The following is a 17,737-nucleotide window of genomic DNA, read 5'->3' as shown; positions in this document are numbered from 1 at the left end:
GCTGCGAATACAAAAAAGCCTCTGTCACTGATGAAGTGACAGGGGCTTTTTCATGGGGCCCGGTTAAGCCCGATCGCGTTCCAGCAGCGGCTTGAGGTAGTAACCGGTATGGGATTGCTTCATCTCTGACACTTCCTCCGGTGTGCCGACGGCAATGATCTGCCCGCCCTTGGAACCACCCTCCGGACCCAGGTCCACCAGCCAGTCAGCGGTCTTGATCACGTCCAGGTTGTGTTCGATCACTACCACCGTGTTGCCGTGGTCGCGCAGGCGATGCAACACGTCCAGCAGTTGCTGGATATCCGCGAAGTGCAGCCCGGTGGTGGGTTCATCGAGGATGTACAGGGTCTTGCCGGTATCACGCTTGGACAGCTCGCGGGACAGTTTCACCCGCTGGGCTTCACCGCCGGACAGCGTGGTCGCCGATTGCCCCAGCTTGATGTACGACAGGCCGACGTCCATCAACGTTTGCAGCTTGCGCGCCAGGGCCGGTACGGCATCGAAGAACACCCGTGCTTCCTCGATGGTCATCTCGAGGGTCTCGTGGATGCTCTTGCCCTTGTACTTGATCTCCAGGGTTTCGCGGTTGTAACGCTTGCTCTTGCACACGTCGCAGGGCACGTAGATGTCCGGCAGGAAGTGCATCTCGACCTTGATCAGGCCGTCGCCCTGGCAGGCTTCGCAGCGGCCGCCCTTGACGTTGAAGGAGAAGCGCCCCGGCCCGTAGCCCCGGGAGCGGGACTCCGGTACGCCGGCGAACAACTCGCGGATCGGCGTGAACAAACCGGTGTAGGTCGCCGGGTTGGAGCGCGGTGTGCGACCGATCGGGCTCTGGTCGATGTCGACGACCTTGTCCAGGTGTTCCAGACCCTTGATGCTGTCGTGGACGGCCGCCTCAAGCGTCGTTGCGCCGTTCAGCGCCGTGGCGCTCAGCGGGAACAGCGTGTTGTTGATCAGCGTTGATTTACCCGAGCCGGACACACCGGTCACACAGGTCAGCAGACCGATCGGAATCTCCAGGTCGACATTGCGCAGGTTGTTGCCACGCGCGCCCTTGAGCGCCAGCGTCAGCTTCTTGTTGCGCGGCGTGCGCTTGGCCGGGACTTCGATCTTCACCCGGCCCGACAGGTATTTGCCCGTCAGCGAGTCCGGATGCGCCATGACCTCGGCCGGTGTGCCTTCGGCGACGATATGCCCGCCGTGCACGCCAGCGCCCGGGCCGATGTCCACCACGTAGTCGGCCAGACGGATCGCGTCTTCGTCGTGCTCGACCACGATCACCGTGTTACCGATATCGCGCAGGTGTTTGAGGGTGCCCAGTAGCCGGTCGTTATCGCGCTGATGCAGGCCGATGGAGGGTTCGTCGAGGATGTACAGGACGCCCACCAGGCCGGCGCCAATCTGGCTGGCCAGACGAATACGCTGGGCCTCGCCACCGGACAAGGTGTCCGCGCTGCGATCCAGCGACAGGTAGTCGAGGCCGACGTTCACCAGGAACTGCAGGCGCTCGCGGATTTCCTTGAGGATCTTGTCGGCAATTTCGCCACGCCGGCCGGTGAGCTTGAGCCCGCCAAAATACTCGGACGCATCGCCGATCGGCAGGTTGGTCACTGCCGGCAGGGTTTTCTCGCCGACCCACACATGCCGCGCCTCACGCCGCAGGCGGGTCCCGCGGCAGTCCGGGCACGACTGGGTGCTGAGGAACTTGGCCAGTTCTTCGCGCACCGATGCCGATTCGGTTTCGCGGTAACGGCGTTCCAGGTTCGGCACGATGCCTTCGAACGGGTGCGAGCGTTTGACGATATCGCCACGGTCGTTCAGGTATTTGAAGTCGACGTTTTGCGAGCCGCTGCCGTGCAGGATGAATTTCTGCTGATCGGCCGGCAGTTCGTTGAACGGTACTTCCAGGCTGAATTTGTAGTGCGAGGCCAGCGAGCCAAGCATCTGGAAGTAATAGACGTTGCGCCGGTCCCAGCCACGAATCGCCCCTTCGGCCAGGGTCAGTTCGCCATTGACCAGGCGCTTGATGTCGAAGAACTGCTTCACCCCCAAACCATCACAGGTCGGGCAAGCGCCGGCCGGGTTGTTGAAGGAGAACAGCTTGGGTTCCAGTTCGCTGATCGCGTGGCCGCAGATCGGGCAGGCGAAGCGCGCGGAGAAGATCATCTCTTCACCCGGCTCGTCGTCCATCGGCGCCACCAGGGCGATGCCGTCCGCCAGTTTCAGCGCGGTCTCGAAAGATTCGGCCAAGCGTTGTTGCAGGTCGGCGCGAACCTTGAAGCGGTCGACCACGACATCGATGGTGTGTTTTTTCTGCTTGTCGAGCTTGGGCGCTTCGTCCAGCTCATAGAGCTTGCCGTTGATTCGGGCGCGGACGAAGCCCTGTGCGCGCAGCTCTTCGAAAACCGACAGGTGCTCGCCTTTGCGCTCGCGGATGACGGGCGCCAACAGCATCAGCTTGCTGCCCTCCGGTTCGGCGAGGACCAGGTCGACCATCTGGCTGACGGTCTGCGCTTCCAGCGGGATATCGTGATCCGGGCAGCGCGGAATGCCCACGCGTGCATAAAGCAGGCGCAGGTAGTCGTAGATTTCAGTAATGGTGCCGACCGTCGAGCGCGGGTTGTGCGAGGTCGACTTCTGTTCGATGGAGATCGCTGGCGACAGGCCTTCGATGGTGTCGACGTCGGGTTTTTCCATCATCGACAGGAACTGCCGGGCGTAGGCCGACAGCGATTCGACGTAGCGGCGCTGACCTTCGGCGTACAGGGTGTCGAAAGCCAGGGACGACTTGCCGGAGCCGGACAGGCCGGTGATGACGATCAGCTTGTCCCGTGGCAGGGTCAGGTCGATGTTCTTCAGGTTGTGGGTTCGAGCCCCACGAATCAGGATCTTGTCCAAGGTGGCCTCGCTCGGCGGGCGTCGAAAACGTAGGAGTATACGGCCAAATACTGGATGGATGCACACTATCAAGCGAGTGGGCTACTGTCTTGCATGAAGAGTGTGTCAGCAATGCGCGTCAAAGCGTCGCGATATACCCTGCCAATCGATGGGACTGGTAGAATCGCCGCCGGTTCACATGAGGTTTTTCCATGCACGATCCCCACAGCGAGCGCATGAGTGGCAGCGAGACCCGCGCGGCAAGCGGTCTGGCCCTGGTGTTCGCCTTCCGTATGCTTGGCATGTTCATGGTGTTGCCGGTACTGGCGACTTATGGGATGGATCTGGCCGGGGCTACACCGGCCTTGATCGGTCTGGCGATTGGCGCTTATGGCCTGACCCAGGCAGTGTTCCAGATTCCATTCGGTTTCATTTCTGACCGCATCGGTCGCCGTCCGGTGATTTACCTGGGGCTGATTGTCTTTGCCCTCGGCAGCGTGCTGGCGGCCAATGCCGATTCGATCTGGGGCGTGATCGCCGGGCGAATCCTGCAGGGCGCCGGGGCGATTTCCGCGGCGGTCATGGCCTTGCTGTCAGACCTGACCCGTGAGCAGCACCGGACGAAGGCGATGGCCATGATCGGCATGACGATTGGTCTGTCGTTCGCTGTCGCCATGGTCGTAGGACCGTTGCTGACACGTGCTTTCGGCCTGTCCGGGTTGTTTTTCGCCACGGGCGGCATGGCGTTGTTCGGCATCTTGATCGTGATGTTCATGGTGCCGCGGTCCAACGGGCCGTTGCAGCATCGTGAGTCCGGTGTGGCGCGTCAGGCGCTGATGCCGACGCTCAAGCACCCAGACCTGCTGCGCCTGGACCTGGGAATTTTTGTTTTGCACGCCATGTTGATGTCGAGCTTCGTTGCCTTGCCGCTGGCCTTGGTAGAAAAAGCCGGCCTGCCCAAGGAGCAGCACTGGTGGGTATACCTGACCGCACTGCTGATTTCTTTCTTCGCCATGATCCCGTTCATTATCTACGGCGAGAAGAAACGCAAAATGAAACGAGTTTTACTCGGTGCCGTCGTGACGCTGATGCTCACTGAGCTATTCTTCTGGCAGTTCGGCGACAGCTTGCGGGCTCTGGTGATCGGTACGGTGGTGTTCTTCACCGCATTCAATCTGCTGGAAGCTTCGTTGCCATCGCTGATCAGCAAGGTTTCACCGGCCGGCGGCAAGGGCACGGCGATGGGGGTTTATTCCACCAGCCAGTTCCTCGGGTCGGCATTGGGCGGCATTCTTGGCGGCTGGCTGTTCCAGCATGGCGGTCTGTCGGTTGTGTTCCTCGGATGCGCGGGTCTGGCTGCCCTCTGGCTGGCCTTTGCTGTTACCATGCGCGAACCTCCCTACGTCACGAGCCTGCGCTTGCCGTTGTCGCCCGAGGCGATCCGCGAAGCGGGTCTGGTCGAGCGCCTGAAGGCGGTCGTAGGGGTAACAGATGCAGTCATCGTCGCAGAAGAGGCGGCGATTTACATCAAACTGGACACCGAACTATTGGATCGCACCACCCTTGAGCGCCTGGTGAACAACCCGGCCGGGGCAGCGTGCGTAGCCTAGGAGAACGTTATGGCCCGTGGGGTTAACAAAGTCATATTGGTCGGCACTTGCGGCCAGGATCCCGAAGTTCGCTACTTGCCTAACGGTAACGCCGTGACCAACCTGAGTCTGGCGACCAGCGAACAGTGGACCGACAAGCAAACCGGTCAGAAAGTCGAAAAGACCGAATGGCACCGTGTGTCGATGTTCGGCAAGGTTGCAGAAATCGCTGGCGAATACCTGCGTAAAGGTTCGCAGGTCTACATCGAAGGCAAGCTGCAGACCCGTGAGTGGGAAAAAGACGGTATCAAGCGTTACACCACCGAAATCGTGGTCGACATGCAAGGCACCATGCAACTGCTGGGCGGCCGTCCACAGGGCGACCAGCAGGGCCAGGGCGGTGGTAACAACTACCAGCAATCTGCGCCACGCCAGCAGGCTCCGCGTCCACAGCAGTCGGCGCCGCAACAGTCGCGCCCGGCTCCACAGCAGGCGGCTCCTCAGCCGGCTCCGGATTTCGACAGCTTTGATGACGATATCCCGTTCTGATTCTTTCACCAAAGAATAGAACCTGAAAAAGCCCGGCCTCCCTATGGATGCCGGGCTTTTTGCATTTTTACCAGGGCATTCCTCGCCGGGATCGAGGACCGTCCAGCCGTCAGCGCGCAGTGATACTCTGCTATGGGTCCAGACCTTGTGCAGAGTTGCCCTATGGATCGCCTGTCTACGTTGTTGTCACAGTTCGGTGTGCGCGCGAACCTGTTTTACAGCGGCATGCTTTGCGGCGTGGCGTCCTACGATGGCACCGACCAGCGCGGTCATATTCACCTGTTGCAGGCCGGCTCTGTCACCTTGAAAGGCCCCGGAAGGAGTGAGTTGTTGCTCACTCGCCCCAGCCTGATTTTCCTGCCGCGCCCCAGCCGACATCAGCTCATCGCCAGTGACCCTGAAGGTGCCCAGCTGTTATGTGCGTCGATGCTGTTCGATGGTGGCGCCAGTAATCCGATATCTGCTTCGCTCCCCGATCTTCTGGTTTTGTCCCTGGATGAGCTGCCGTTGCTGGCCGACACCCTGAGATGGCTGTTCGGTGAAGCTGGCGCCGGGCATTGTGGCAGGGAGGCGGTGCTTGATCGTTTGTTCGAACTGTTGATCATCCTGCTGTTCCGGCATTTGCTCGACCACCAGCAGTTGAGCACTGGAATGATGGCCGGGTTGGCCGATGTGCGGCTGTCGCGCTCGCTGATACAGATGCATAACCAACCTCAGCGGGCCTGGTCTGTGGCCGAACTGGCGAATGAGTCGAACATGTCCCGCGCCGCTTATGCGGTGCATTTCCGCGCGGTCCTGGGACAAACACCGTTGGATTATCTTCTGAGCTGGCGCATCAGTCTGGCGCAGAAGCGCCTGCGGGAGGGGCGGCCGATTACGTTGATCGCCGATGAGGTGGGCTATGAAAGTCCGTCGGCGCTTGCCCGGGCGTTTCGCCGCAAGACCGGCTGCAGTCCACGGGACTGGATGAAATCCTTGGCCGCTGAGGGCGGCGTACTTGCTGAGGATGGCGATGACCTGAATGCATCGAGCTGATTCAGGCCATCGGCGGATGAGGTTGTCAGCTCAAGGGGTTTCCAGTCTGGTCAGCGAATGGCCCGCCACGAACAGGGAGGCGGCAAGCAAGCCGATGTCCTTGAGCAGGAACTGGCCTGGCGCGACCGAAATGGCCGGGAAGCCAAGGCCGGGCTCAATCACGCCGGGTGTCGAGAACATAAAGCTCAAGGTGGTGAAAAATAACCCGGCCGATAAGGCACCTCCGATCAAGGAAAGCTTTGGTGACAGCAGGCGGCCTGCAATCAGTACGCCGATGGAAACCTCCAGGACACCGAGCAAACTGGAAAACAGATCGACACTGAAAAGGTCATAGACCCATCCCAGGAAGGGGCTGTTGCTCACCAGTGGCACCAGCCCCTCTGCTTCATAGTGGGTAAATTTCATTCCGCCGAACCAGAAGTAGATAACGGCGAGGGCAAAGTAAATGCCGTAGGTCCCGATCGCCATGGTGGTGAGTCCGAGGGATGTTTTTTTCGACAGGCTGTCAGTGCTGATATTCATGCTGTTCATTGTTCAGGCTTCCAGTGAGTTATCCAGAAAGTGGCATGGGTGAAAGCAACATCCCCCGCGTAGGCGTTGGGAGTGGAGTGATTGTTGGCTTTGGCATGACTTTCCAGGGTTCTGGCGGTATTGCGTTCGATGCAGATCGTCCAGACTCACTGGCAATAAAAGCCCATGGCATGTGAGGCCATGGGCTTTTTCATTTTTGCTGTCTCGTCCTGAATAAGGTTTACACCTTCTGGCTTCCTATCAGGAACTCGTTGGTCGACACCACGCTGGCATAGGCAAACGCCAAGGCCGCCATGAACGCTGCATGAACCTGCGCCGCCGGGACCGTCACGCCATTGAACTCCAGGTCACGGGTCGCGCAGGCATCGTGGATGACGGTGACCGTATAGCCAAAATCCGCCGCCGCACGGGTGATGCCGTCGACGCACATGTGGCTCATGCTGCCCACGACCACCAGTTCCTTGATGCCTTGCTCGTCGAGGATCGATTTCAGCTCGGTTTCGCGGAACGAGTTGACGAAGTGCTTGAGCACCACCGGTTCGTCCGCACGGTTGAGCACTTTCGGGTGCAACTTCGCGCCTTCAGAGTTCGGAGTGAAAAACGGCGCCTCTTCGGATGTGAATTCGTGGCGGATATGCACCACCGAATCCCCCGCGTCACGGAAGGCCTTGATCAGGCGGACGGCGTTGTCTGCGGCGGCGTCGGCACCGACCAGCGGCCACTTGCCTTGGGGGAAGTAGTCGTTCTGGATATCGACTACGATGAGCGCTTGCTTGGCCATGACTGATTCCTCGAAGTGTGTGTTGGTGTGGAATGAAGTATTGGCTCTGGCAGGCGATCCGAGGATTGGCCGCACCGACAATAGAAGGGGGAAAACTGACAATGGACGCAGAAAGGGCAATCGCTGAACTGGGCGTGCTGATCTATCCCGGCGCGCAGATGGCGGCGGTGCATGGGCTGACGGACTTGTTCGGGGTGGCCAACCGGATCGCCGCCGAGCATCAGTCTGCGCAGTTGCCGCTGTTGCGGGTCAGCCATTGGCAGGTCGAAGGTGATCAGCCGCCGGTTCGGGTCTTCGACAGCCATCCCGGCCCGGAGCGCGCCCTGGTGGCCGTGTTGATTCCGCCGTCGATCGGCGGCTTTTCCGAGGGCCAGGCGCCACAGGGATTGATCCGCTGGTTGCGTGAGCAACATGCCAACGGCGCGACACTGGGCGGGGTTTGCGTGGGTTCTATCCTGTTGGCCGAAAGTGGTCTGCTCGACGGTCGCAGCGCCACCACCCACTGGACCTCGGCCAAAGCCTTTGCCGAACGTTATCCGGCGATCCGGCTCAAGGCCGATACGCCTATTGTCGATGACGGCGACCTGATTACCACCGCCGGGCTGATGGCTTGGTCGGAACTGGGTCTGCGCCTGGTCAACCGGCTGCTGGGGCCAAGCATCGCCACCAACACCGCGCGTTTTCTGGTGGTGGAACACAGCGACAGCGCCAGTGAGTGCGGCAGCAATTTTGCGCCGATCCTCAGCCACGGCGATGCGGCGATCCTCAAGGTGCAACACTGGTTGCAAAGCACCGGGGCGACCGATGTGTCGCTGGCGGCGATGGCCGAAAAGGCAGGGCTGGAAGAACGCACCTTCCTGCGACGCTTTCGCGCCGCCACTGGGCTCAAACCCACGGAATACTGCCAGCATCTGCGAGTCGGCAAGGCCCGGGAAATGCTTGAGTTCACCAACGGCACCATTGACCACATCGCCTGGACCGTGGGTTATCAGGACCCCGGGGCGTTTCGTGCGACGTTCAGGAAAATCACCGGGCTGGCGCCGAGTGATTATCGGACGCGGTTTGGGGTGAGCCCTGGATCGGTTGCACGGTAGTCGCATCACCTCGATTCCCTGTGGGAGCGAGCTTGCTCGCGATGAGGGCATGACATTCAACATTGATGTGTCTGGAACACCGCTATCGCGAGCAAGCTCGCTCCCACAGGGTCGGTTGTGTGGGCTGGAATCGTGCAAAATACCGGAATATCAAAGGGCGTCGTGCAGAATAAAACAGGCCCCATGCCATCACTTTCCACGCAATGGGCTGATTTAAAACCCCTTTTTCCACAACAGGCCTTGGCCTGATCTCTGCACCCCTTCAGCTACATTCATCAAGCCTCGATTGAAGGGGGATGCATGACCCCAGCAAACAGCAGGAAACTGGTGGTCGCCCATTCGGTGCTCGCCGATGCGCCAGAGCACGAAGTTGAAACCAACCGTGCACTGGCCCGCTGGCTGGCGCAGATACTGGGGCTCAAGTACGGCGGCAGCTACGACCCGCAGTTGCATGACGGGCGGGACCTCTACCTGTTGCCGACCCAGACCCTGGTGGGCGCAGCGGCTGCCCGGCAACTGGGGGTCAAGGGGCCGGAGGATTTGTGGGGTGGTTATGTCGACCACGACTTCATCTGCACCAAAGCCATCAGTCACGGATTGCTCAACCGCCACGCCCATGCGCCGCCAGGCTGGGCGCCGTTGTTTTCCGAGCGGGTGCGCGGCGTGGTGCTCGACGGTCTCAGCGTGTTCTCCCTGAGGGATGCGCGCCCGGCGGCGGAGCATCTGTTGTACACCGGGCCGATCCGCCTGAAGCCGATTCATGCCTGTGCCGGACGTGGACAGGAGGTGATCAAGAGCCTCGACGAGTTCGATGAGCTGCTTGCCCAACCCGAGGCTGAGGCGATGTTCACCGAAGGCGTGGTGCTCGAACAGGACCTGGACCAGGTGATCACCCACAGCGTCGGCCAGAGTCGTATCGGCGGCAAGGTACTCAGTTACTGCGGTGATCAATACTTGACCGAGGACGCTCAGGGTGAACAGGTGTATGGCGGATCCAACCTGCTGGTGGTGCCAGGCGGCTATGACGAATTGTTGAAACTGGATCTGCCGGAAGACGTGCGCCTGGCGATCCATCAGGCACAGGTGTTCGACAACGCGGCGGATGAAGCCTACCCAGGTTTCTATGCCTCGCGGCGCAACTACGACATCGCCCAGGGCGTCGGCAGCGACGGCCGGCCACGCAGCGGTGTGCTCGAACAGTCCTGGCGCATGGGCGGTGCCAGCAGCGCCGAGGTGGCGGCCTTGCAGAGTTTCATCAACGATCCGGGGATGTGCGCGATTCGTGTGTCTTCAGTGGAAACCTACATCGATCAGCCGCTGCCGGCGGACGCCATCGAGGTGTACCGCGGGCCGGCGCAGTCCAGTGACTTTCTCCTCAAGTACGTGACGGTTAAATCCTATGACGGCTAGAAGCGAATCCATTCAGATCGACATCGACGACGAACAGATGAGCGGGACTTTTCTGAGCCCCAAATCGAAAGTCCCCGGCGTGCTCTTCGTGCACGGTTGGGGCGGCAGCCAGGAGCGGGATCTGGAACGCGCCAAAGGCATCGCCGGGTTGGGTTGTGTATGCCTGACCTTCGACCTGCGCGGTCACACCGGTGGCACCGGTATCCCATTGACCCGGGTGACCCGGGAAGACAATTTGCGTGACCTGCTGGCGGCCTATGACCGCTTGCTCGCGCACCCGGCCCTCGATACCTCGGCGATTGCCGTGGTCGGCACCAGTTACGGGGGGTATCTGGCCTCGATCCTGACCTCGCTCAGACCGGTGCGCTGGCTGGCGCTGCGGGTGCCGGCGCTGTATCGCGACGAGCAATGGCACGCGCCGAAACGCGACCTGGACAAGCTGGATCTGCGTGATTACCGAAGCACCCTGGTGCGTGCCGACAGCAATCGTGCCTTGCATGCCTGCTCGCAATTCACCGGGGATGTCCTGCTGGTGCAGTCGGAGACCGACGACTACGTGCCCCATTCGACAATCATGAGTTACCGCGCGGCGTGCCAGCAGACTCACTCGCTGACCCATCGCATCATCGATGGCGCCGACCACGCGCTGAGCGACCCGGTTTCGCAGCAGGCCTACACCTCGATCCTTGTCGGCTGGATTACCGAGATGGTGGTGGGGGAGCGGTTGAGCATTATTCAATCCCAGTGATTTGCGGTGTGCTTGCGGACGCCTTCGCGGGCAAGTCGGGTCGCCGCACCGCCGCTCCCACATGGATCGAGGGTGTACATAGAGTCTGCATCCACCAACAGACCCTGTGGGGGCGGGCTTGCTCGCGAAGGCGTCTTCACAACCAGCACAAAATCACTTGGGTTTTTTCTCTATCCGCAACGACTTGGCCTTGGCCTCCACCAGCAAATACATCACCAGGGCAATCAACAACGGCAGGATGAAATAAATCGCTCGATAGGCCAGCAGTCCCGCCACCAGGCTGCCCCGCGAAGCCTCGTGTTGCAGCAGCGCCACGAACACGGCTTCCAGCACGCCGAGCCCGGCCGGGATGTGAGTGATGACCCCGGCGATGGCGCTGATCAACAGCACGCCCAGCACCAGTGGATAGTCCAGTTTGTTCGGCAGCAAGGTGAAGATCACCGCTGCCATCAGCGACCAGTTCAGGGCACCGAGAGCCAGTTGCAGCACCGCCATGCGCGGCGACGGCAGGTCAATCTCCACACCACGAATCACCCACTCCCGTCGTTTGGCAAACCGGCACGCCACCAGGTATCCGGCGCTCAGCAGCAATAGCAAAATCCCCACGCCTTGCAGCGCGCTACTGCTGAGCTTCCAGCCCGGTGGCATGCGCACCAGCCCGCTGCTGAACATGGCGCCGGCAATGACTATGTAGCCGAACCAGTTGGTGGCCAGGCTCAGGCCGAGGATTTTCGCGATGTTGCTCTTGCTGACCCCTAGCCGCGAATACAACCGGTATCGCATGGCGATGCCACCGACCCAGGCGCTCAGGTTCAGGTTGAAGGCGTAGCTGATGACGCCCACGGGCAGGATCTGCTTCCAGGTCAGGTTCTGGCGGATGTAGGTGCGGCCGATCAGGTCGAAGCAGGCGTACACCAGAAAACTCACCAGGGTCAGCCCCGACGCAATGATCAGTGTGCGCACCTTGAAATCTGCCAGGTTATCGAACACTTCGCTCCATTCGAGGCGCTGGGCGAGCATCGTGAACAGCACGATCAGCATCAGGAAAAACAGCATCGTCAGCGGTCGTTTCCAGCGGCTCCAGTGCGACTTGCCGGGGCTTTTGGCGTGAGTTGCCGTGTCGGGCTCAGCGCGGTTCATGGTCAGCGCTCCCGGTCGGAGGGGGGAAGGGTTTCAGGCGAGGTTTATGCGCCGGCAACCAACCGGCCCACGCCGGGAAATGCCGCAGGAAGTGAAACACCAGAAAACCTATGGTCATGTGCCAGACACGTCCGCGTGGCGCGATGTCGGGAGACATGACCTTGCAATGGTTGTCGCTGAGGTCTTCCAGGCGATCGAACAGATGACGATTGAAGCCTCGGTCGCGGATCAGCACGTTGGCTTCCAGATTCATCGACAGGCTCAACGGGTCGAGGTTGCTCGAGCCAACGGTGCTCCAGTCCTCATCCACCAGCGCGACCTTGCCGTGCAGCGGGCGGTCGCAATATTCGTAGATCTTCACCCCGGATTTGAGCAGGTAGTCATAGGTCATGCGCGCCGCGAGCCTGGCCACCCGCATGTCTGGCTGGCCCTGCAGGATCAGCCGCACATCCACGCCTCGGCGGGCCGCGTTACGGATCTCGCGCAGCAAACGGAAACCGGGAAAGAAGTAGGCGTTGGCGATCACCACCCGGCGCTGCGCCTGGCGCAATACCTGGCGGTAAACCTCCTCGATGTCGGTCTGGTGTTCCCCGTTGTCGCGGTACACCAGCCGCACCTGGCCATCGTGATCGCTGAAGGCCAGTTCCGAACGTCGCTGCCGACGGCGGCGCCACCAGTATTTGGCGTGCGCCGGGCGACCGCATTGCAGCAGGGCAAAGTGATGGATATCGGCAACGGCCGGACCCTGAACTTCTACGGAATAATCCTGTTTGGCCTCGGGGCCGAAGTCGGCCAGATGATCGGCGGAAAAGTTGATCCCGCCGACGAACGCCACGGTGCCATCCACCACCACAATCTTGCGGTGCAGGCGCCGGAACCAGTTGGTGCGGATGCCCAGGCGCTTCGGAGCCGGGTCGAATATTTGCAGGTGCACGCCGGCGGCGGTCAGGGCGGTGAGGAACCCGGTACTCAGTTCGCCGCAGCCAAAGCCGTCGAGGCTGACGGTAGTACGCACGCCGCGTTGAGCGGCTTCGATCAGGATCTGTTGCAGCTCGTTGCCGACCTTGTCCTCGAACAGAATGAAGGTTTCCAGCAGGATTTCACTTTGCGCCCGGCGCAGGGCTTCAAACACCCGGGGAAAGTACGCCTCGCCGTTTTCCAGCAACTCGACCCGATTGCTGCCTTGCCAGCCGTATTCGACATCGACCGCAGTCGGCTCGCGGGAGGGCGGAGCGGGGATGTGTTCCAGCGTGGTTTTTTCCATCGAGTGGCTGCTCATAGCTCGATCTCCACCGACAGCGGGACGTGGTCGGAAAGGTGTGACCAGGGCCGGGAGGTCAGCACTTGCGGATGGCTGGCCTTGAGGTTGCGTACGTAGATGCGGTCCAGGCGCAAAGCCGGCAAGCGCGCGGGGAAACTGCGCGCCGGTTTGCCATGGTGCGCGGCGAAGACTTCGCGCAGGCCGCAGGGCTTGAGCAACGCATCGGCGCGCTGGCGCCAGTCGTTGAAGTCCCCGGCGACAATCACTGGGGTATCGCCCGGCAGGGCGTCCAGGCGTTGGGCGAGCAACTTCAGTTGCGCTGTGCGGTGGGTTTCGCGCAGCCCCAGGTGCACGCAGATCGCATGCACTTCCTGGCCATCACCGGGCAAGCGCAACACGCAATGCAGAATTCCGCGGTTCTCGTGGCCGCTGATGGACACGTCGAGGTTGTCGTGGCGGATGATCTGGAACTTCGACAACAGCGCATTACCGTGATCGCCCGCCGGATACACCGCATTGCGGCCATAGGCGAACTGCGGCCACAGGCTGTCGGCGAGGAATTCGTATTGCGGCATCGCCGGCCAGTTGGTGTAGCGCCTGGGATGCTGTTCGTGGGTGCCGTGGACTTCCTGCAAAAACACCACATCGGCAGACACACTGCGCACCGCTTCACGCAGTTCAGGCAGGATGAAGCGCCGGTTGAGCGCGGTGAAACCTTTATGGGTGTTGACCGTCAGCACCGTGAAACGACAAGTGACGGACGAACCCTGTACCCGCATTTCGGTTGCGTTTGAGTGTGCGGGAATATCGGTGTGATTCGCTGTCATGTCGTCTCCCGCCTGACGGCTCCTGTCTTTGGATGACCCTGGAGCGGTGGCGAAAGTTTCGATGGGGTGGCGGACGGTACATTTTCTGCAGAACACCACCGAACAACTGTGGGAGCGGGCTTGCTCGCGAAAGCGGTGTATCAGTCACATCGATGCTGGATGTGCTGGCGCCTTCGCGAGCAAGTCGGATCGCCGCACCGCCGCTCCCACAGGGTTTATCAGTGGCCCGTGATAATGCGGGCAGAGCCCTCAGCCGGTTCGGCATAGACCGGGCCGAGGCGATCAAGACGTCCACTCCAAGCGGTCAATGCCAGCGCCACCAACACCACCAGACCACCGATCCACGCGGTGTGAATCAACCCCATGTGGGCGACGATCAGGCCCCCGCCCCAAGCGCCACCAGCAATGCCGAGGTTGAACGCCGCGATGTTCAGGCCGGACGCCACGTCCACCGCCTGCGGGGTGTGATGCTCAGCCTGACGCACCACATACACCTGCAGCCCCGGCACGTTGCCGAATGCCACGGCGCCCCAGACCAGCACGGTGGCCAGCGCGAGCCAAGGATTACCGGCGGTGAAAGTCAGCACGAACAACACGGCGGCGAGCAGGGCAAAGATGATTTTCAGGGCGCTGATCGGGCCGCGTTTGTCCGCCAGTTTGCCGCCCCAGATGTTGCCGACGGCCACGGAGATGCCGTAGACCAGCAACACCAGGCTGACGGTGCTGGAGCTGAAGCCGGAGAGGTCCTGAAGAATCGGCGCGAGGAAGGTGAAGGCAATGAACGAGCCACCGTAGCCGACGGCCGTCATGGCATACACCAGTAACAGGCGCGGTTGCTTGAGCACCTGCAGTTGCTGCAACAACGAGGCGGGTTTGCTGTGGGCGATATTTTTCGGCACGTAGAGCAGGCTGCCGATGAAGGCGATCACGCCCAGGGCCGAAACGGCAAGGAAGGTTTCACGCCAGCCGAAATGCTGGCCGATGAATGTCCCGAGCGGCACGCCAGTGACCAGCGCCACGGTCAGGCCGGTGAACATGATGGCAATCGCGCTGGCGGCTTTTTCCTTCGGCACTAGACTGGTGGCGATAGTCGAGCCGATCGAGAAAAACACCCCGTGGGCCAGGCCGGTGACGATCCGTGCGAGGATCAACGACTCGTAGCTCGGTGCTTGCCACGCCAGCAGATTGCCGAGGGTGAACAGCACCATCAGCGACAACAGCAGCAATTTGCGCGGAACCTTGCCGGTGAGGGCGGTCAGCACCGGGGCGCCGACGGCAACGCCAAGGGCATACAGGCTGACCAGCAGGCCAGCGGACGGCAGACTGACGCCGAGGTCGGCGCCAATGGTGGGTAACAGGCCAACGATGACGAACTCGGTCGTCCCGATGGCAAAGGCGCTGAGGGTCAGCGCGAGCAGGGCAATGGGCATGGCTGCAACTCCGGAGATTGATTCGATGGAGCGCAGTGTCGGGATTTGGCTCGTTCAGAAAAATACAGGGATGGACATTTGATATTTGCCTTGGGCGCAAAGATCGCGAGCGCGGGTGTTAGTCTGTGGCGAGGGAGCTATATCCGAACTTGCCCGGCATTTCTCGATCAGTTCCTTACCGACACAGCCAAAGGAGCGGGTGCATTGATCAGGCTCAAGACCGCGATTCTGCTGGGAGCGTTGCTGTTTGTGGGCAGCGAGCAACTGGAAGCCGCCGCGATACCGGGGCTGCCCGCCACCGCGACTGCCGCGACGCCGCCGGCCCACCCCGAACCGCTGGTGCAAGGCGGGTTATTGGGGGCCATCAGTTCGAGCATCGACGAGGTCCAGACCAAACTCGATCTCAACGAAAACCTCGTCGACGTCTGGCGCCTGCGTGCCGACCGCGCGGCCGATGAAGTGGATCAGTTGGTCAATCAGCCATCGGCCCGTTCGCCCTGGAGCGTCGCCAGCGATTTCCTGCTGCTGACCTGCGTGTGGGCGGTGGTGTTTGCCTGTCTGTGGCTGCTTGGGCGGATGGCCGCCAGGCGCCTGTGCGAGCATCGTCTGCTGCTCAGTCGTGAGCGGGGCCAGGCGTTGCTCGGCTACGTGCTGCCCTACACCCTTGCGGCGCTGATCAATCTGCCGTTGACGATTTATGCCAGTCAGTTTTTGCCGATATCGGCGGGACGGGCGCTGGCGCTGTGTCTGGCTTATGCCGCCAGCGCGGGGATATTTGCCGCGTCATTGGTGCTGTCGCTGGTGGTGGTGTTCAATACCGGGCACAAGCGGCGGGCGGTGCAGATCATCCGCGAGAAGAGTCCCCGGCCCTTGTTCGTTATCGGCTTTCTGGTGGCATTGAGCGACGCCCTGACCAGCCCGCAGATCGCCCATCAACTGGGCAACAATCTCACCAGCAGCATCGCCGTGTTCACCGGTTTGGCAGCGTCGATGTCCTTCGGCTTGCTGGTGATCCGCATGCGTCGCCCGGTCGCCCAAGTGATCCGCATCCTGCCGCTGGCCCAGCGCCTCAGGCAGCCGGCGCTGCGTGAAACCCTGCGGATATTTTCCGGGCTCTGGTATTGGCCGATTCTGTTGATGGTACTGGTTTCGATCATCAACCTGATCGGCGCCGGGGCGGACAACCAGAGAGTGCTGCGCAGCGCCTTGTTCACCACGGTGTTGCTGATTGCCACGGTGTTTCTCAGTACCACGCTGCACCATTTGTTCAAGGCCCGCAGCGAAGCGGACCTGCGCCGCAGCAGCGCCTACAAGGAGCGCTTTCTCAATCTGTCCCATGCCTTGCTACGCATCGCCATGGCCATCGTGTTCATCGATATCCTCGGACGGGTCTGGGGCGTGTCGCTGTTCGAATTCGCGGTGAGCAATGCCGTGGGCCGGGCGATCAGTGATTCCCTGGGCCACATCGGTTTGATCCTGCTGGTGACCTGGATGGTCTGGGTGGTGCTCGACACGGCGATTCAGGAAGCCCTGAAACCGCCGACCAACAAGCGCTCGGCGCGCCAGCCGAGTACGCGGGTGAAAACCATACTGCCGCTTTTGCGCAACGCGATCAAAATCATCCTTGTGGTGATTTGCGCGATCACCACTATGGCTAACCTGGGGATCAACGTCGCGCCATTCCTGGCAGGTGCCGGGGTCATCGGCCTGGCAATCGGTTTCGGCTCCCAGCAACTGGTGCAGGACGTGATCACCGGGCTGTTCATCATCATCGAAGACACCCTGTCCATCGGTGACTGGGTGGTGCTCGATTCAGGGCATGCCGGTACCGTCGAAGGCCTGACCATCCGCACCTTGCGCCTGCGCGACGGCAAGGGCTTCGTGCACTCGGTGCCGTTCGGGCAGATCAAGGCCGTGACCAACCAATCGCGGCAATTCGCCTATGCGTTTTTCTCGGTGCAATTCACCTACGACACCGATGTCGACAAGGCCATCGAACTGATCCGCGAGGCCGGGCATTCCATCAGCAACGATCCCTTCCTGCGCTACAACCTGCAAGGGCCGCTGGATGTGTTTGGCGTCGACAAGATGGACCTCAACGGTGTGGTGCTGACCGCGCAATTCCGTACGGTGTCCGGTGGCCAATATGCGGTGAGCCGGGCTTTCAACCAGCGTTTGAAAAAGCTTGTGGATAACTGCCCGTGGGTGAACTTCGCGCAGACTTATCCACAGCAGGCATTGGTGCCGAGGCATCCGGTCGAACCACCACCCGAGGCAGGGCATGAGCCGGATCACTCGGCGGTGCTGATGCCGGATCGGCCGCGGTCTCAATAGTTTTTTTGGCCGTGCTGGCCCCATCGCGAGCAAGCTCGCTCCCACAGTGATCTCTTTTGTGCCCAAAATTTGTATTCACAGAAAATCCCCTGTGGGAGCGAGCTTGCTCGCGATGGGGCCGGTCCAGACGA

Annotated in this window: 14 protein-coding genes; 7 read left to right on the top strand and 7 right to left on the bottom strand. The window is 61.2% G+C overall.

Annotated features, from left to right (window positions below):
- Positions 1 to 63: 63 nt before the first annotated feature.
- A complete protein-coding gene (gene uvrA, locus AC3IT9_RS26055; RefSeq protein WP_150726870.1) occupies positions 64 to 2,898 on the bottom strand; it encodes an excinuclease ABC subunit UvrA in 2,835 nt (944 codons plus the stop codon).
- 191 nt (positions 2,899 to 3,089) lie between these two features.
- Between uvrA and AC3IT9_RS26050 the strand changes: the two genes are divergently transcribed.
- From AC3IT9_RS26050 to AC3IT9_RS26040, 3 genes are all read left to right on the top strand, one after another.
- Positions 3,090 to 4,487 carry an MFS transporter gene (locus tag AC3IT9_RS26050; protein ID WP_489271341.1) on the top strand — a complete coding sequence of 466 codons (1,398 nt, stop codon included), beginning with the start codon at positions 3,090 to 3,092 and terminating at the stop codon, positions 4,485 to 4,487.
- 9 nt (positions 4,488 to 4,496) lie between these two features.
- Positions 4,497 to 5,015: a single-stranded DNA-binding protein gene (locus AC3IT9_RS26045; RefSeq protein ID WP_007984430.1), complete on the top strand. Its 519-nt coding sequence runs from the start codon at positions 4,497 to 4,499 to the stop codon at positions 5,013 to 5,015.
- A 162-nt stretch (positions 5,016 to 5,177) separates the two neighbouring features.
- Positions 5,178 to 6,050, top strand: coding sequence for an AraC family transcriptional regulator (locus tag AC3IT9_RS26040; RefSeq protein ID WP_150755411.1), 873 nt, complete (start codon positions 5,178 to 5,180; stop codon positions 6,048 to 6,050).
- Positions 6,051 to 6,080: 30 nt separating this feature from the next.
- Here AC3IT9_RS26040 and AC3IT9_RS26035 read toward each other — a convergent pair whose 3' ends face one another.
- Positions 6,081 to 6,581 (bottom strand): YkgB family protein, encoded by a 501-nt coding sequence (locus tag AC3IT9_RS26035; RefSeq protein WP_423504982.1) that lies wholly within the window; start codon positions 6,579 to 6,581, stop codon positions 6,081 to 6,083.
- A 220-nt stretch (positions 6,582 to 6,801) separates the two neighbouring features.
- Positions 6,802 to 7,362, bottom strand: coding sequence for a cysteine hydrolase family protein (locus AC3IT9_RS26030; RefSeq protein ID WP_150726874.1), 561 nt, complete (start codon positions 7,360 to 7,362; stop codon positions 6,802 to 6,804).
- Positions 7,363 to 7,463: 101 nt separating this feature from the next.
- Here AC3IT9_RS26030 and AC3IT9_RS26025 point away from each other — a divergent pair, with 101 nt between their 5' ends.
- The 3 genes from AC3IT9_RS26025 to AC3IT9_RS26015 all read left to right on the top strand — a co-directional run bounded on the left by AC3IT9_RS26025 (position 7,464) and on the right by AC3IT9_RS26015 (position 10,614).
- Positions 7,464 to 8,456: a GlxA family transcriptional regulator gene (locus AC3IT9_RS26025; RefSeq protein WP_489271340.1), complete on the top strand. Its 993-nt coding sequence runs from the start codon at positions 7,464 to 7,466 to the stop codon at positions 8,454 to 8,456.
- A gap of 300 nt (positions 8,457 to 8,756) precedes the next feature.
- Entirely contained in the window at positions 8,757 to 9,866 is a 1,110-nt protein-coding gene (locus tag AC3IT9_RS26020) for a DUF3182 family protein (RefSeq protein WP_489271339.1), read from the top strand.
- Positions 9,856 to 10,614, top strand: coding sequence for an alpha/beta hydrolase family protein (locus AC3IT9_RS26015; RefSeq protein ID WP_223444989.1), 759 nt, complete (start codon positions 9,856 to 9,858; stop codon positions 10,612 to 10,614). Before AC3IT9_RS26020 ends, AC3IT9_RS26015 begins: the two co-directional genes overlap by 11 nt.
- Positions 10,615 to 10,767: 153 nt before the next feature.
- Here AC3IT9_RS26015 and AC3IT9_RS26010 read toward each other — a convergent pair whose 3' ends face one another.
- From AC3IT9_RS26010 to AC3IT9_RS25995, 4 genes are all read right to left on the bottom strand, one after another.
- On the bottom strand, positions 10,768 to 11,754 hold the full coding sequence (locus AC3IT9_RS26010; protein ID WP_489271338.1) for a lysylphosphatidylglycerol synthase domain-containing protein: 987 nt from the start codon (positions 11,752 to 11,754) through the stop codon (positions 10,768 to 10,770).
- A complete protein-coding gene (gene clsB, locus AC3IT9_RS26005) occupies positions 11,741 to 13,033 on the bottom strand; it encodes a cardiolipin synthase ClsB (RefSeq protein WP_223444978.1) in 1,293 nt (430 codons plus the stop codon). The genes AC3IT9_RS26010 and clsB overlap by 14 nt, the downstream gene beginning before the upstream one ends.
- Entirely contained in the window at positions 13,030 to 13,794 is a 765-nt protein-coding gene (locus tag AC3IT9_RS26000) for an endonuclease/exonuclease/phosphatase family protein (RefSeq protein ID WP_489273540.1), read from the bottom strand. The genes clsB and AC3IT9_RS26000 overlap by 4 nt, the downstream gene beginning before the upstream one ends.
- A gap of 266 nt (positions 13,795 to 14,060) precedes the next feature.
- Entirely contained in the window at positions 14,061 to 15,272 is a 1,212-nt protein-coding gene (locus AC3IT9_RS25995) for an MFS transporter (protein WP_489271337.1), read from the bottom strand.
- A gap of 204 nt (positions 15,273 to 15,476) precedes the next feature.
- Between AC3IT9_RS25995 and AC3IT9_RS25990 the strand changes: the two genes are divergently transcribed.
- The gene (locus tag AC3IT9_RS25990) at positions 15,477 to 17,606 is read left to right on the top strand and encodes a mechanosensitive ion channel family protein (protein WP_489271336.1); all 2,130 of its coding nucleotides are present in this window, start codon (positions 15,477 to 15,479) and stop codon (positions 17,604 to 17,606) included.
- Positions 17,607 to 17,737: the final 131 nt, after the last annotated feature.

It is taken from the genome of Pseudomonas sp. KH_046_1 (genome assembly GCF_057839025.1).
This window is presented reverse-complemented; position numbering and strand designations above follow the sequence as displayed.

What these genes read in the sequence shown, in the direction of transcription:
- AC3IT9_RS26050 (WP_489271341.1), top strand. Translation starts at nt 3,090, where the DNA reads ATGCACGATCCCCACAGCGAGCGCATGAGTGGCAGCGAGACCCGCGCG.
- AC3IT9_RS26045 (WP_007984430.1), top strand. Translation starts at nt 4,497, where the DNA reads ATGGCCCGTGGGGTTAACAAAGTCATATTGGTCGGCACTTGCGGCCAG.
- AC3IT9_RS26040 (WP_150755411.1), top strand. Translation starts at nt 5,178, where the DNA reads ATGGATCGCCTGTCTACGTTGTTGTCACAGTTCGGTGTGCGCGCGAAC.
- AC3IT9_RS26035 (WP_423504982.1), bottom strand. Translation starts at nt 6,581, where the DNA reads ATGAACAGCATGAATATCAGCACTGACAGCCTGTCGAAAAAAACATCC.
- AC3IT9_RS26030 (WP_150726874.1), bottom strand. Translation starts at nt 7,362, where the DNA reads ATGGCCAAGCAAGCGCTCATCGTAGTCGATATCCAGAACGACTACTTC.
- AC3IT9_RS26025 (WP_489271340.1), top strand. Translation starts at nt 7,464, where the DNA reads ATGGACGCAGAAAGGGCAATCGCTGAACTGGGCGTGCTGATCTATCCC.
- AC3IT9_RS26020 (WP_489271339.1), top strand. Translation starts at nt 8,757, where the DNA reads ATGACCCCAGCAAACAGCAGGAAACTGGTGGTCGCCCATTCGGTGCTC.
- AC3IT9_RS26015 (WP_223444989.1), top strand. Translation starts at nt 9,856, where the DNA reads ATGACGGCTAGAAGCGAATCCATTCAGATCGACATCGACGACGAACAG.
- AC3IT9_RS26010 (WP_489271338.1), bottom strand. Translation starts at nt 11,754, where the DNA reads ATGAACCGCGCTGAGCCCGACACGGCAACTCACGCCAAAAGCCCCGGC.
- clsB (WP_223444978.1), bottom strand. Translation starts at nt 13,033, where the DNA reads ATGAGCAGCCACTCGATGGAAAAAACCACGCTGGAACACATCCCCGCT.
- AC3IT9_RS26000 (WP_489273540.1), bottom strand. Translation starts at nt 13,794, where the DNA reads ATGCGGGTACAGGGTTCGTCCGTCACTTGTCGTTTCACGGTGCTGACG.
- AC3IT9_RS25995 (WP_489271337.1), bottom strand. Translation starts at nt 15,272, where the DNA reads ATGCCCATTGCCCTGCTCGCGCTGACCCTCAGCGCCTTTGCCATCGGG.